At 32.8% G+C, this 16,181-nt stretch carries 13 protein-coding genes; 6 read left to right on the top strand and 7 right to left on the bottom strand.

Annotated features, from left to right (window positions below):
- Positions 1 to 12 precede the first annotated feature (12 nt).
- Positions 13 to 2,271 carry an ATP-binding cassette domain-containing protein gene (locus M1D64_RS08935; RefSeq protein WP_115340631.1) on the top strand — a complete coding sequence of 753 codons (2,259 nt, stop codon included), beginning with the start codon at positions 13 to 15 and terminating at the stop codon, positions 2,269 to 2,271.
- Positions 2,272 to 2,366: 95 nt separating this feature from the next.
- Here M1D64_RS08935 and M1D64_RS08940 read toward each other — a convergent pair whose 3' ends face one another.
- Together M1D64_RS08940 and cyoE are read right to left on the bottom strand one after the other, a co-directional pair.
- Positions 2,367 to 2,828: a DUF420 domain-containing protein gene (locus M1D64_RS08940; protein WP_011303401.1), complete on the bottom strand. Its 462-nt coding sequence runs from the start codon at positions 2,826 to 2,828 to the stop codon at positions 2,367 to 2,369.
- Between the two features lie 24 nt (positions 2,829 to 2,852).
- Positions 2,853 to 3,764 carry a heme o synthase gene (gene cyoE, locus M1D64_RS08945; protein WP_002483654.1) on the bottom strand — a complete coding sequence of 304 codons (912 nt, stop codon included), beginning with the start codon at positions 3,762 to 3,764 and terminating at the stop codon, positions 2,853 to 2,855.
- Between the two features lie 282 nt (positions 3,765 to 4,046).
- Here cyoE and M1D64_RS08950 point away from each other — a divergent pair, with 282 nt between their 5' ends.
- Complete coding sequence (locus M1D64_RS08950) at positions 4,047 to 4,955, top strand: COX15/CtaA family protein (protein WP_011303402.1); 909 nt, start codon at positions 4,047 to 4,049, stop codon at positions 4,953 to 4,955.
- A gap of 77 nt (positions 4,956 to 5,032) precedes the next feature.
- Here the strand turns inward: M1D64_RS08950 and M1D64_RS08955 are convergent, their stop codons facing one another.
- From M1D64_RS08955 to M1D64_RS08965, 3 genes are all read right to left on the bottom strand, one after another.
- Positions 5,033 to 8,488: a pyruvate carboxylase gene (locus tag M1D64_RS08955; protein WP_041079076.1), complete on the bottom strand. Its 3,456-nt coding sequence runs from the start codon at positions 8,486 to 8,488 to the stop codon at positions 5,033 to 5,035.
- Positions 8,489 to 8,888: 400 nt separating this feature from the next.
- Positions 8,889 to 10,124, bottom strand: coding sequence for a cell division peptidoglycan polymerase FtsW (gene ftsW, locus M1D64_RS08960; RefSeq protein WP_011303404.1), 1,236 nt, complete (start codon positions 10,122 to 10,124; stop codon positions 8,889 to 8,891).
- A 376-nt stretch (positions 10,125 to 10,500) separates the two neighbouring features.
- On the bottom strand, positions 10,501 to 10,776 hold the full coding sequence (locus tag M1D64_RS08965) for an Fpa/YlaN family protein (protein ID WP_002483658.1): 276 nt from the start codon (positions 10,774 to 10,776) through the stop codon (positions 10,501 to 10,503).
- Positions 10,777 to 11,110: 334 nt separating this feature from the next.
- On the opposite strand from M1D64_RS08965, the gene M1D64_RS08970 reads away from it, so the two are divergent.
- Positions 11,111 to 11,593 (top strand): hypothetical protein, encoded by a 483-nt coding sequence (locus M1D64_RS08970; protein ID WP_041079074.1) that lies wholly within the window; start codon positions 11,111 to 11,113, stop codon positions 11,591 to 11,593.
- Positions 11,594 to 11,595: 2 nt separating this feature from the next.
- Complete coding sequence (locus tag M1D64_RS08975; RefSeq protein ID WP_011303405.1) at positions 11,596 to 11,769, top strand: DUF2197 domain-containing protein; 174 nt, start codon at positions 11,596 to 11,598, stop codon at positions 11,767 to 11,769.
- A gap of 356 nt (positions 11,770 to 12,125) precedes the next feature.
- Here the strand turns inward: M1D64_RS08975 and typA are convergent, their stop codons facing one another.
- Positions 12,126 to 13,973, bottom strand: coding sequence for a translational GTPase TypA (gene typA / locus M1D64_RS08980; RefSeq protein ID WP_002483661.1), 1,848 nt, complete (start codon positions 13,971 to 13,973; stop codon positions 12,126 to 12,128).
- A gap of 101 nt (positions 13,974 to 14,074) precedes the next feature.
- Between typA and M1D64_RS08985 the strand changes: the two genes are divergently transcribed.
- The gene (locus M1D64_RS08985) at positions 14,075 to 14,266 is read left to right on the top strand and encodes a DUF5325 family protein (protein ID WP_037538825.1); all 192 of its coding nucleotides are present in this window, start codon (positions 14,075 to 14,077) and stop codon (positions 14,264 to 14,266) included.
- An 89-nt stretch (positions 14,267 to 14,355) separates the two neighbouring features.
- Here M1D64_RS08985 and M1D64_RS08990 read toward each other — a convergent pair whose 3' ends face one another.
- On the bottom strand, positions 14,356 to 15,180 hold the full coding sequence (locus M1D64_RS08990; RefSeq protein WP_174543972.1) for an inositol monophosphatase family protein: 825 nt from the start codon (positions 15,178 to 15,180) through the stop codon (positions 14,356 to 14,358).
- A 263-nt stretch (positions 15,181 to 15,443) separates the two neighbouring features.
- Here M1D64_RS08990 and M1D64_RS08995 point away from each other — a divergent pair, with 263 nt between their 5' ends.
- Positions 15,444 to 16,055 (top strand): YktB family protein, encoded by a 612-nt coding sequence (locus M1D64_RS08995; protein WP_002483664.1) that lies wholly within the window; start codon positions 15,444 to 15,446, stop codon positions 16,053 to 16,055.
- Positions 16,056 to 16,181: the final 126 nt, after the last annotated feature.

Consider the following 16,181-nt stretch of genomic DNA (forward strand, 5'->3'; position numbering starts at 1 on the left):
AGGTGAAAATGCATGTCAATGATACGTATACATGGCGCAAAGCAAAATAATTTAAAAAATATTTCTGTTGATATACCTAAACATCAAATAACTGTTTTTACTGGGCGTTCGGGTTCAGGAAAATCTTCTTTAGTGTTTAATACAATTGCCGCAGAATCAGAACGGCTTTTAAACGAAACTTACTCAACATACATACAACATCAACTAGCTCAATTTTCAAAACCAAAGGTCGACTTAATCGAACATTTACCAGTGGCAATGATTATAAATCAAAAAAGATTAGGTGGAAATTCTCGCTCTACAGTCGGTACAATCTCGGACATCTATGCATCTGTGAGATTACTTTGGTCACGAATTGGCAAACCGTTTGTTGGTTACTCAGATATCTTTTCATTTAATAATCCTAAAGGTATGTGTGAAACTTGTTCAGGGCTTGGTTACGTTGAGGACATTGATTTACATGAATTATTAGATTTTAATAAATCGCTCAATGAAGATGCGATACGTTTCCCTTCTTTCAGACCAGATAGTTGGCGAGGAAAACGCTATTTATATTCTGGTTTGTTTGACAACGATAAAAAATTAAAACATTTTACCAAAGAAGAACTAGATACCTTCTTGTACGCTAAGCCAATGAAAATTAAACACCCACCAGAAAACTGGCCTAAGACTGCAAAATTTGAAGGTCTCATCCATAGATTTAGACGTTCATTTTTATTGAATGACAACTTTGAAAAAAATAAATTTAAAGAAGCGATTGATAGAGTGGTTACTTCTAAAAAATGCCCTACTTGTCACGGAAAAAGACTGAGCACTTCAGTTTTAAAGTGTAAAATCAATAACTTAGATATTGCTGATTTTACAAATTTATCAATTGATGATGCTTTAAAATTCATCAAAAAAATTGATTCACCAAAAGCAAATGTCATTATTGAACCATTGCAACAGCAGTTAGAATCATTGAGTTATATCGGCTTAAATTATTTAACTTTATCTAGAGAAACCACCTCTTTATCAGGTGGAGAATCACAAAGAATTAAACTCATTAGACATTTAAACAGTGCGTTGAGTGATTTAGTATATATTATTGATGAGCCGAGTATTGGACTTCATCCAGAAGATATTCAGCGTATTAATGAAATTATTCTGTCCTTGAAAAATAAAGGGAATACAGTTTTAGTAGTCGAACATGACCCAGATGTTATAAAAATAGCCGATCATATTATTGATTTAGGTCCTTTAGCTGGCAAATATGGTGGTGACATTACTTTTACAGGTAGTTATCATGAGTTACTCAATTCAACAACACATACTGGTGATGCTTTACGCAGAACGCACCAATTAAAATCACCGAATTTAAGCGCTTCAAATTTCATAAATTTAAAGAATGTTTCTCGTAACAATATTAAGAATATGACTGTGACACTGCCTGAACAAGCTATGACTGTCGTAACTGGTGTTGCGGGTTCTGGTAAAAGTTCGTTAATCCATGCAGGTTTAGAAGCGCTAGCAGATACCATTTTTATAGACCAAAAACCAGCGCATGCTTCGAGTCGCTCCAATTTATTGACTTATTTAAATATATTTGATGATGTGCGCTCATATTTTTGTGAAGCAACCGGTTTAAAGAAATCGTTGTTTAGCTATAATTCTGCAGGTGCTTGTCCTGAATGCCACGGTAGAGGCATTATCAAAACAGAGCTAGCCTTTATGCCAGATTTCACACAAACATGTGATGTTTGTCATGGTAAACGATACAAACCAGAAGTGTTAGATGCTAAAGTGGAGGGGTATAATATTGCTGATATTTTAGCATTAACGGTTGATGAAGCAATCACCTTTTTCAATAAAAATAAGGATATCGCTCAACCACTCCAAGCTTTAAAATCAACTGGTTTAAACTATATGACATTGGGACAAACACTTGATACATTGTCTGGTGGCGAAGTACAAAGAGTCAAATTAAGTAAATACTTAACAAAGACTGTCCACCAACATATCTTTGTTTTTGATGAACCAACGACTGGTTTACATGAAGATGATATCCCCATATTAATAGATTGCTTTAAACGACTCATCGATGAACACAATACAGTTGTTATTATAGAACATAATTTAACGATGATGACTTATGCTGATTGGATTATTGATATCGGACCATTTGCAGGTGAAAAAGGAGGCCAATTACTTTATCAAGGGGAACCTCAAGGTTTACTTCAAATAAATGCGTCGCTTACAGCCAAGCACTTAAAAAGATATACAGAACGCTAATTATCTTGTTAGCTATTCAAAACAAAGAGGAGTCATCTCATTGAGATGACTCCTCTTATATGCCTTTTAAAAAACTAACGCTTTATTTATGATTATTATAATCCAAACGTTGCTTTAAGTAGCGATGTTGTCTCGCCACCTGGATATAATACGTAAAGCAATAGGTATACAGCTACACCTGTAATAGCTGTACAGAACCAGACAATCGATGCTATAGGTCCAACAAATCTATGTACCTTAAATTTATCTTTAAAGGCGGTAATGATTTGTACAAGTCCTAAAATGCCCCCGATTGTTGCCAAATTAATGTGGAAAATCAAGAAAATTGTATAATAAATTTTGATAGAATCTGGACCACCAAATGCAGTATTACCTATAAAAATTGTTCTTGAAGCATAAATGATAAAGAATGCTAGTGCAAAAAATGCTGCAGCCAACATTACCTTTTTATGACTTTCAATTTTTCTTTTCCATATTTGACGCCAACCTATTGCAATAAGGATTGCACTAATTACAATAAAGCTTGTACTGATTGTGGGTAAAATTGGTAAGTTCATATAATACATCCTTATCATAAGTTATTAAAACATTTGAATGAGCGAGATGACAACAACGAGTACGAAGAAAACGACTAAATAGTTTAGTGAATATATAAACATTTTTGTTGCCCATTTTGTTTGATCTGTATCTTTTTTGAAGCTTGTTAATCCTAAGTACAGCCATCCTAAATTTAATAAAGTAGCTAACACAATAAATGTAACACCTAAGCTACTTAATAAGAATGGTAGTGGTAACAAGACAACTAACCAGAAAAACATACTTACTCTCGTACGATTAAATCCTTTAACTGATGGTAACATTGGTATATTTGCTAATGAATATTCATCCTTACGTTTAATTGCTAAAGCATAAAAATGAATCGGTTGCCAACAGAAGATAACTAAGAATAGTGCAACGGCTACTAAGCTTATATTTCCTTCTATCGCTGTCCAACCAATTAGCGGTGGAACTGCTCCTGGAAAACTGCCTATGACTGTATTCCAAACCGTATGTCTTTTAGACCAAATTGAATAAAATGATACATAACCAACAATGCCCAATAGACCAATAACGCCTGAAGGTATATTGAGTGCAAATAGTAATGCTTCCCCTATGAGCATCATTCCAAAGCTGAGAATTAATAAATTTCTATTTGAAATTCTTTCATTAACTGTAGGTCTCTGTTGTTTACTTGGCATGATACTGTCAATATCTTGATCGTAGTAATTATTTAAAGCACATGCGCCCCCCATAATTAACGTAGAGCCCACTAACATCATTAAGATTTGTGGTATTGACGAGAGGAAGGAATGATTTGCCAACACAATCGCTAACCATGATCCAGCAAATGCAGGAATTAAATTCCCTTGAACCAAGCCCATTTTGATGATTTGCTGTAACTCTTTAAAAGTTACACGGCTAGAATTATGCGCCAAAGTTTGTTCTTTGTTCATAATTTCCCTCCTATTTTTTTCATATAATACAATGATATATTAATTTTGTTCGATTGACTACATTAATGTAAAGATATTTGTGACACTTTATCGACATTAGCAAAAAGTCATTTTTGTGACACATTTTATTTGCTATTTATTGTTATAATAAAATTTAAGATTTATGAACATATAAAAATATATGAATGAGATGTATCATTATGTATACCTAAGTTGCTTTTAGCACTACTGGGCGTAATTAAATATTTTCATTATTATATTTTTAAAGTGGGGGGTTAATTCTTGTTTAGCAAAAAAAACCTTAAATGGTTATCTGTGTTAGCAACAGTCATAATGGCTTTTGTTCAACTTGGTGGCGCGTTAGTAACAAAAACAGGTTCAGCAGATGGTTGTGGATCTGACTGGCCACTTTGTCATGGCGCGTTCTTACCTCAAAATTTACCAATTCAAACATTAATTGAATTAAGTCATCGTGCAGTATCTGGCTTATCATTAATTGTCGTTTTATGGTTGGTTATTGTTGCTTGGAAACATATTGGTTATATCAAAGAAGTTAAACCATTATCTTGTATTAGTGTTGGTTTCTTACTAATTCAGGCTTTAGTTGGTGCGGCAGCAGTAATGTGGCAACAAAATGCATATGTATTAGCACTTCACTTTGGTATCTCTTTAATTTCCTTTTCATCTGTATTTGTATTAACTTTAATTATATATGAAGTTGACCGTAAATATGAAGCTGATGAATTGTTTATTAGAAAACCATTGAGAATTTATACATGGATTATGGCACTCATTGTTTATATGACGATATATACAGGTGCTTTAGTAAGACATAAAGAAGCAAGTTTAGCGTATGGTCAATGGCCATTACCGTTTAATGATTTAATGCCACATAATGTTCAGGATTGGGTAAATTTAACACATAGAGGTATGGCACTCATTGCCTTTATTTGGATTTTAATTACATTTATCCACGCCGTAAACAATTATAGAGAAAATCGTACAATTCGTTACGGTTATACAGCGGCATTTATTTTAGTTATCTTACAAGTAACAACAGGCGCATTATCCATTATTACTGAAGTTAATTTATTCATCGCATTGTTACATGCATTGTTTATTACATTACTCTTCGGATTAATCGCATACTTTATCATATTAATGTTACGTACAATTCGAAGTGGCGGATAATTAACGTTTTGGGTATATAATCACATAAAAAGCAAGCTCAGTTTTTAAGAAAACTGAGCTTGCTTTTTATTTTTAAACTAATCAACAGGTTCTTTTTCAATTTCAATCAATAAGTCGCCTGTTTCAATTGCTTCACCACTTTGTACTGTAACTTTTTTAACAACGCCATCAAACGGTGCTTGAATCGTTGTTTCCATCTTCATAGCTTCAGTAATCAATAACGCTTGACCACTCGTTACAGATTCTCCTTCAGCAATCTTCACTTCCGTAACTGAACCTGGCATTTGTGCACCAATATGATTTGGGTTTAATTTATCTGCTTTTGGCTTAACACTTTCATTCGCCTTAACATTTTCATCTTGAATAAAGATACGTCGCGCTTGACCATTCATATCATAAAAGATTGTACGTATACCTTTTTCATCTGGTTCCGTAATTGTCTTAAGTGTAATGATTAAACGTTTACCTGTATCAATTTCAATCTCAACCGTTTCATTTGAACGCATACCAAAGAAGAATGTTGGCGTATCTAAAAGAGACACATTTCCAAATTGTTCTTGTGTTGCTATAAATTGTTCGTAAACTTTAGGATATAGCACATAACTTATGATGTCTTGTTCTGTTACTTCTCTCTCTTGTTTTTCTTCTAATTCTTTTCTTACTGCTTCAAAATCAACAGGATCTAAATGTTCCCCTGGTCGATCTGTAATGGCAGATTGCCCTTTGAGAATAACTTTTTGTAACGTTTTATTGAAACCATTAACTGGCTGTCCAATATCACCTTTAAAGAATGACACAACTGATTCAGGGAAATCCAATTTATAGCCATCTTTTATAATAGTATCTTCATCTAAATCATTTTGTACCATGTACAATGCCATGTCACCTACAACTTTAGATGACGGCGTTACTTTAACAATATCACCAAATAAGAAGTTCACACGTCTATACATTTCTTTTACTTCATTAAATCGATTGCCTAATCCTAAACTTTTAGCTTGTTGGCTTAGGTTCGAATATTGACCACCAGGCATTTCGTGTTTATAAATTTCAGTATTAGGTGATTTAATATCACTTTCAAAATCACTGTAATATTGACGTACTGTACCCCAATAGTGTGATAACTCTTCCATACCATCTACATCTGCACGCATATTTCTATCAAATCCATTTAATGCATAATATAAAGAGTTGCCACTTGGTTGGCTTGTTAAACCACTCATAGAAGCTACTGCAGTATCAATGACGTCTACACCTGCATCTATAGCTTGTTTATACACTAATAAACCATTTCCACTTGTGTCATGTGTGTGTAAGTGAATTGGTAAATCAACCGCAGCTTTCAATTCTCCAATTAGTTCATTGGCAGCTTTAGGTTTCAATAATCCCGCCATATCTTTAATCGCTAATATATGGAATCCTTCACGTTCAAGTGTTTTCGCCATATCAACATAGTATTGTAAAGTGTAAATATCCGAACGATTTGGATTTAATATGTCTCCTGTATAACAAATCGTCCCTTCCGAAATTTTACCCGCTTCTTGTACAGCTTCATTGGCCACTTTCATTTGATCAACCCAATTTAAAGAGTCAAAGATACGGAACACGTCTATGCCAGCTTCTGAACTTTCTTTAACGAATTTTTTTATAACATTGTCTGGATAATTTTTATATCCAACAGCATTTGAGGCGCGTAATAACATTTGGAATAAAACATTTGGAATTTCTTTTCTTAATCTTTCTAAGCGTTCCCATGGATTTTCTTTCAAGAAATTATACGCAACATCAAAAGTTGCACCGCCCCACATCTCTAATGAAAAGCTGTCTTTCATTACTTGAGCTGTTTTAGAAGCAATATTCATCATGTCTTTTGTTCTCACACGTGTAGCTAATAATGACTGATGCGCATCTCTAAATGTAGTGTCGGTGATTAATACATCGTCTTGCTCTTTTAACCATTCTGCTACTGCCTTAGGTCCTTTAGTATCCAGTATTTGTTTCGTTCCCTCTAATTTTGCTATTTCTTTTCTAGGGATTTGTGGAATTGGCGATGTTTCATAGATCGGTTTAGGTCGTTTTTCTACATTTGGAAATCCATTAATCGAAACATTACCAATATATTCTAACGTTTTTGTACCTCTATCTAATGTCGGTTCAATATCAAATAACTCAGGTGTCCGCTCAATGAATTTAGTAGTATAATCACCTGTTTTAAATTGCTCATTTCTCATAACATTAATTAAAAACGGAACATTGGTTTTCACACCACGGATTCGCATTTCTTGTAATGAACGATCCATTTTTTCATTTGCTTGTTTGTAAGACATAGCGTGTGTAGATAATTTTACCAATAACGAATCATAATAAGGTGAAATTTCTGCACCTTGGAATCCATCACCAGCATCTAATCTCACTCCAAAACCACCGCTTGAACGATAAGCTATGATACGTCCAGTATCTGGCATAAAATCATTTGTTGGATCTTCAGTAGTAATACGACATTGAATCGCATATCCTAATGTTTTAATATCTGCTTGACTTGGCATACTTATTTCTTCGTCAAATAGATTTTCACCATCAGCAACAAGTATTTGTGTTTTAACGATATCAACACCTGTAATCATCTCAGTAATCGTATGTTCCACTTGAACACGCGGATTAACTTCAATGAAGTAGAATTCTTCGCCCGATACAAGGAATTCCACCGTACCCGCATTGACATATTCAATATTTTCCATTAATTGGATTGCTGCTTCACAGATACGTTCCCTTAAATCATCTGACAATGCAACTGAAGGTGCCACTTCTACTACCTTTTGGTGTCGTCTTTGTACAGAACAATCACGTTCATATAAATGTACGATATTACCATGTTCATCACCGATAACTTGTACTTCAATATGTTTCGGATTGTCTATATATTTTTCAATATATACTTCACTATTACCAAATGATTTTTCCGCTTCAGATTTAGCTCGATGGAATGCGTCTTCTAATTCATCTTCCGATTGTACGATACGCATACCTTTACCGCCGCCACCACTTGTCGCTTTAATCATCAATGGGTAACCTGCTTCATTAGCAAATGCAATCGCATCCTCTTGATTATCAATAGGACCATCCGTACCTGGAATGACTCTTAAATCCGCATTAATTGCTGTTGTTCTTGCCTTAACTTTATCGCCAAACATGTCTAAATGTTCAACACGTGGACCAATAAATTTAATTCCTTCTTCTTGACATCTACGAGCAAATGTTTCATTTTCACTTAAAAAGCCATAACCAGGATGTATCGCATCTACATCTGCACGCTTAGCAACATCAATGATTCTTTCTATATCTAAATAAGATTCAGCAGGTCCTAAATCTTTGCCTACTAAATAAGATTCATCTGCTTTATATCTATGTAAAGATCCTTTATCTTCATTTGAATAAATTGCAACTGTTTTAATATCTAATTCTGTCGCTGCCCTAAAAATTCTTATTGCTATTTCACCACGATTGGCTACCAAAAGCTTGTTTATTTGTTTCACATCATGGTCCCCCTTAAATTTTGAATTTTCTAAAAAGTTAGATATGATTTTCATTATAGCAAAATACGAACAATGTATACAGTAATAAATTATTAAGTTTTATCTTGAAACTATTTATAAGATGTTAAATTTTAAAATTTTTATAATTTAAATGTACTTCTTCCTAATAAATCGAAAGCCTTACTATAACAAGCTTAGAAGAAAATTATATCACGTATTAACATTAATAAAAAGTTATTACTATTGATAACTTTTTATTATCATTATATCTATCTGTAAAAAGTATTTCAAAATTAGGTTTAAATTGTAAAAAAATAGACAAACATTTCAACTATTAAAAGTTGAAATGTTTGCCTTTAAATCCTTTTACTGATTATTAAACATTGAATTTAGTTTTTTATTAATACCGTCTAGTCATTCCAATATGAGTCTTTTTCTTATTCGCTTGTTTTTTTCTATAAGCTTCTATTCTTATTTGTTTACCGGTAATAAGTAATAAACCTAAAGCGATACTTAAACTAATCATAGATGAACCACCAAAACTGATAAATGGTAATGGCACCCCTGTTAAAGGAATTGTACCTGAAATACCACCTAAATTAACGAAAGTTTGACTTCCTATATAACTAGCTACACCAACACATACGAGTTTATAAAAATAAGAATTTGTCTTATTAGCTAACTCAAAGGCTCTATAGACGATAAAGAATAGTAAACAAATGACTACAAGGCCACCTACTAAACCTAATTCTTCACATATAATAGAAAAAATAAAATCTGTATGTGGTTCAGGCAAATAACCTAATTTCATGATACTATTGCCTAGGCCTCTACCTAGCAAGCCACCATTTCCGATGGCAATTAGGGAATTAGAAATATGATACCCCGTACCTGATTCTTGGCTAAATGGATTTGTTAACGTACTAAATCTCGCTGTTAAGTAATCTGGTACTAAACCAATAATTAAGAAGAGCGAGCCAATAATAACGACACCTACTATAATTAACAGACCGTATTTAATGGATTTTTGGACACCAATACCAGCATAGAAAAGTATTGAAACGAATATAATCATGATCAATAATGTTTGTCCGACATCGCGCTGTAACAGCACTAATGCGATACACAATCCTGCTAAAATAATTGGTGAAGTCATTAATTTTGGCTGTTTAAATACTTTTGGTCGTTTCTTTTCAATCATATAAGGAATATATAAGATGATTGCAATTTTCAACAATTCAGAAGCTTGTAAATTCATAAAACCTAAATTAATCCAACTTTTTGAACCATTGATATTACTACCAACAACTAGTGTTGCAGCAAGTAAAATAATGATGCCAATCATCATCCATTTTTGAAATCTAATTGTTTCTAATAATTTAACATTCATGAAGAATGCCATGAAAAATACTATAACTAAACTCATTATCACGTACATTAATTGTCTTGTATAAAAGTACGTACCTGGTACGGATATGCCACCTGTCAACGATCCTTTTGTAGCAGCAACCATACTTGCACTATATACCATAACCAAACCAATTAGACATAATAATAAATATGTAACTACGAGTGGATAATCGATATATTTGGCATTTTTACTTATATATCGAAAAAACCGTTTTATGTTATTCATATGACATATCATCCAATTCTAATTTTTAATATTCTATTTGTTAATTCGATAACTGTATTTAATAAAAGTGATTTGAATCATCCGTAATCCTTTTACGGTAATCGTTTGATAAAAATAAATTTTACTTTTAACATTATATCAAACATTGTAACAATTTCTCGAGCAAATATAACACTAATAATCATTATTTTATTTTATTGTTGAGTTATTTTTTTAAAGCACGACAAAAGTGGCTAAGAAATGATCAACAAATGATTGATGTCCCAGCCACTTTCACAATACTTATGTAGTTTTAAATAATAAATTCCTATATAAGTTTATATATCAATTTTGGAATCTTATGTTTCCAGAAATAAATCTACCTACTGTAACCAAATTAAACATTAGTAAATGCATCATGCAATTTAGAAAGTTCTTTTTCTAAACGAAGCATTAAATCTTTGCCCACTTCTCTGTCAACTAAACCAAGTTGTACAGCAAAATCCACTTCTTTTTGTAATCCAAACATTTGTGTATCAAGTACTTCTTCATATAATGGGCATTGAGGTAATGTAAGATTATCCATTTGTACTTTAATAAGTTGGAGAATCCTATCAGCATCTTTATTCAATTGGTCATATGCCGCATTGTTAATTTTTTGATTTTTTTCCAAGACATACTCCCCCTATCAATTGTAACTTTATAAGAAGAGTGTATCTTACTAAATAGTAAAAAGCAAGTGAATTCAAGAATATACGTTTCTGTCTAATTTGTGATAATATTAATAGTAACGATAATTTAATTTACTCTTATTTATAATCAATGTGCCTTTATACAGGCCATTACTTGAAAACGGTTTAATGATTTTTATTTTTTAGCTCTGCTAAACTTGAATTAAATGTAACATAGATAAGTGTTTTGTTCACAAAAAAGTCATTTTTATCACTAAAATTTTTTCAATAAAATGATTATAGATATTTGTAATTTATGCCAATAGGAGTGGGATTATGATTCAAATTAAGGGTGAAGTTAAATTTCCAATTACGCTAGATAGTACGACTTGGATTTTTGATGACAGAAAAGTACAAATTGAAGATTTAGAACAAGGCGTTTTTGACGGCACAAAGCCAATCAATTTTGACGATAATCGCGAATGGAATAGGGCCATTCTAGAAGGTCAAACGAATCCGCCAACTCTAAATTCAGAAATTAAATATAAAAGACGCGCAGTATTAGAAAAATCTTTTGTTATCAATATGACACCATTTTTCAAAAATGCTGAACCTCATGATAATGCAACCACAATACGTTTGTTTAATGATAATGAGTCAATTGAAATACCAATCTACTTGTTACCTTACCTCTTTTTCCAATTCGCCAAAGATGGTAAAAGATTATATGAGGATTATTCTGTTGATAGCTTTGTTTATATTCCTGAAGAAGGATATTCTTATCAGTTTCAATATGTTACTGGTATAGAGGTGATCTAGTTATGAAGAAAGTGAAATGTATCATTTGTGATACGGAAGTGTTCATAGATCAAAATACATTAGAAGCCAAAAGATTACGTAACGATCCAATGCATACGTTTATGTGTGATGAATGTAAAAGTAGACTTGATACACCAAAACAACGTAATCAAGATACAACGTATAATCATCGTTAAACAGTTAAATATGTAATAAAACGTTTCTTAAAATATGATAATAATATACTAACAACCCAATAAAGCATCCGTGACATAAATGTCTCTAATTAATAAGGCACCTCATTTTTAAATTATTTAATGGTAATTTTAAAATGAGGTGCCTTTATTTTTTGAATATTAATATGCGTATTTTGAATCATAACATAACTTGCTGACGCCCAGAGCAATAGTAAGCGTGTGAGACTATAAGCTCGTCTATCTTACAAGCCTGAGATGGTTAAAATAATAATATTTTAAATATAAAGAAGACTCATCCTTAATACGAATGAGTCCTCTTATATTTAAATTAAAATGTTTTAGAAAAAAACGTTTTATTATTCATCTTCTTGCATTAATTGTTTAATACGTTTCGCTTCTTTTTCACGTGCATTTTTCTCTAATACTGTTTTTCTAATACGGATGTTTTCTGGCGTAGCTTCTACAAGTTCATCGTCATTAATAAATTGTAAAGCTTCTTCAAGTGTTAACGTTCTTGGACGTTTCATTGTAACTGTTTGGTCTTTATTAGAAGAACGTACGTTAGTTTGGTTTTTCTCTTTCGTTACATTAACTGTTAAGTCATTTTCACGGTTATGTTCACCAACAACCATACCTTCATAAACTTCAGTACCTGGTTCCATAAAGTTTACACCACGGTCTTCTAAGCCCATAAGTGCATATGAACTTGCTTTACCTTGATCTAATGATACTAATGCGCCATTTCTTCTACCACCGATACGGCCTTTAACACGTGGTTTAAATTCTTCAAATGTATGGTTAATAATACCATAACCACGTGTTTGAGACATAAATTCAGTAGTATAACCGATTAATCCACGCGCTGGTACCATAAAGATAATACGTGTTAAGCCATTGTCTGTAGTGACCATGTCTAACATTTCACCTTTACGTTGTCCTAATGATTCAATCACAGCACCTGTATATTCTTGTGGTACTTCACATTGTACACGTTCAAATGGCTCACATTGTACGCCATCAATTTCTCTTAAGATAACTTGTGGTTTAGAAACTTGTAATTCGAAACCTTCACGTCTCATATTTTCAATTAATATAGATAGGTGTAATTCACCACGACCTGCAACAATCCATTTATCTGGAGATTCAGTTTGTGTAACTTTTAAAGAAACGTCTGTTTCTAATTGTTGATCTAAACGTTCTTGAATTTGACGTGAAGTCACGTAATCACCTTCACGACCTGCGAATGGAGAATTGTTTACTCTGAAAGTCATTTCTAGTGTTGGTTCATCAATTCTTAATACTGGTAATGCCTCTTGGTTATCAGTTGGCGTTACTGTTTCACCAACGTTAATATCTTCCATTCCTGATACAGCAATTAGGTCCCCGGCATATGCTTCATTAACTTCTTCACGTTTCAAACCGAAGAAACCAAAGATTTTTGTTACACGGAAGTTTTTAATTGATCCGTCTAATTTAATCAATGATACATTGTCACCGACACGCATTGTTCCTCTAAATACACGACCAACACCAATACGTCCTAAATAGTCACTATAGTCTAATAGTGCTGTTTGGAATTGAAGTGGCTCATCTCTATTATCTACAGGAGCTGGTACATAATCAATGATTGTTTCATACAATGATTGCATGTTTTCATCTTGTTTTTCTGGATCTAAACTTGCAGTACCATTCACTGCTGAAGCATATACAACTGGGAAATCAAGTTGTTCATCGTTTGCTTCTAATTCAATAAATAAGTCTAAAACTTCATCAACTACACCTTCAGGTCTAGCTTCTGGTTTGTCAATTTTATTTACAACTACAACTGGTTTCAAGTTTTGTTCTAATGCTTTTTTCAAAACAAAGCGTGTTTGAGGCATTGTACCTTCATATGCATCTACTACTAAGACAACACCATCAACCATTTTCATGATACGTTCTACTTCTCCACCGAAGTCAGCATGTCCTGGTGTATCTAATATATTAATTCGATTATCTTTGTAATTTACTGCTGTATTTTTCGCAAGGATAGTGATACCACGTTCTCTTTCAATATCATTTGAATCCATTGCTCTTTCGTCTACGTGCTCATTCTCACGGAAAATTCCTGATTGTTTTAACAATTCGTCTACAAGTGTCGTTTTACCATGGTCAACGTGAGCAATGATAGCTATATTACGAACATCTTCTCTTATTTTAGTCATTTTTATACAATTTCCTTTCTCGAGTAAATTCCCACTTTTCTTTGCAACTTTTTTATTATATCATATAATTGGTTAAAGAAAACTATAAAGGTGTGGTAGGGATGCAACAAAAAAAATCAAAAGCAATATTTTGGGTACTCGCTGTGGTTGCTATAGTATTTTTACTTTTATTTAGCTTCAGTTTAGCTGCTACAAATGTTCCATTCATGATTTTAACATTTATATTATTCATTGCAACATTTGGTTACGGTTTCACGTTGAAAAAGAAATATCGTGAAAATGATTGGCTATAATTTCATGTTGATTTAACATATATTCATAAATACGTCTCACTCTTCTAAGTAGGAGTGAGACGCTTTTTTATTTTTAAAAATCGATTTAGCTAATCATTTTTAGCTTTTAATTTTTGCTGTAATAATTGAACTATTTCATAATTTTTTTTGAAATGGTTATCTATTAACTCTGAATGTAAATCCTTATTTGCCATTATAATCGAACTCGGTTCATATATGGATAAGGGTTCTCCTAATAAGTTTGTGCCGACGCCCCCCACTTCATTTAAGATAATCAAACCACCTGCAAAATCCCATGGTTGTAATCTAGGTGTCATATATGCACCTAATTTACCAGTTGCCACGTGTATGATTTCTAACGCTGCAGAACCATAGGCACGCGCGCTCCTTGCTTCATTTACGATGGGTTTAAACATTTCACCTAAGCGTGGTTTAGTTAGCCAATTGGGATTGATACCAATAATACTCGTTTTTAGTTGTGTGGAAGAAATTGCTGGTAACAAATTACCGTTTTCATATGCGCCTTCACCCGTTTTAGCATGATATAATACATCGTTCATAACGTCATAAACAAAGCCAGCATGTGGTTTCCCATCATTATAGATACCGATTGAAATTGCAAAATTTTCTTGCTGATGTACAAAATTCAACGTACCATCAATTGGATCGATAACCCAAACTACCCCTGCCTCGTCTTTCAGCTCATGTCCATGTCCTTCTTCACCTATAACTAAATGATTCGGGTATGTTTGCTTGATGTTATCAAAAAGATATTTCTCCGTAGCTTTATCCACATTCGTCACTAGATCATTAGGATTTGATTTTGTCTCAATCTTAATGTCTTGTTTCATTATTTTTTTTACATTGATTCCTGCTTCTAATATAAGGCCTTTTGCAAATTCATAAACAGTCATTGTATCAGCTCCTTGTTCACTATTTATTATACATTAGTTAATACTTAAAAAGATATTAGCCAACAATTTATTAAATACTTCAATAATCAAGCATTAAATTTCATCTAAGTATGATTTATCTATTATAATTACCCTTTTTACTCGTTGTATACACGCACTAGATATCACTTATTCAGTATCATAAGGGTATAGAGCAAAGCAAATGTTTCAATGTTTATATTATGCTACAATACAAACGTATAGAATGATTATAGGAGGACCAAATGACTAAATATACATTTAAACCTAAGAATTTTAAAGCATTCACTGTTGATGGTCTTGATGCAAGAATGGAAGCACTCAACGAACGCGTTAGACCACAATTAAATCATTTGGGTGACTACTTCGCACAATACTTGGAAACTGCTACTGGCGAAATTTTCTATCCACATGTTGCTAAACATGCACGTAGAAGTGTCAATCCACCCAAAGATACTTGGGTCGCTTTTGCAACAAATAATCGTGGTTATAAAATGCAACCACATTTTCAAATAGGCCTTTTTGAAAATCAATTGTTCGTTATGTATGGTGTGATGCATGAAGCCAAGGATAAAGCGCAACAAGTACAAGCTTTTGTAGATCAATTCGATGCATTGAGAAATTTACCCTCAGATTATAGCGTGAGTTTAGACCATATGAGTCAAGAAAAAACGTATATCCACAATATGACTGACGAAGATTTATTCAAAGCGTTTAAGCGCGTTAAAGAAGTGAAAAAAGGTGAATTTTTCGTTGCTCGTACTTTGTCACCAAATTCAGAACACCTTAAAAATGATAAAGCTTTCCTATCTTTCTTAGAAGAAACGTTTGAACAACTGTTAAAATTTTATAAATAAAAACAACTGACCTATACGATTCTAATGTCACCTTCATAAATGAGTTATATAACTCATTTATGAAGGTACGACAATGTATGAGGTCAGTTGTTTTTTTGCGTTATCACGCTATTTATTAACACAGAT

The organism is Staphylococcus sp. Z5-21 (assembly GCF_056529615.1).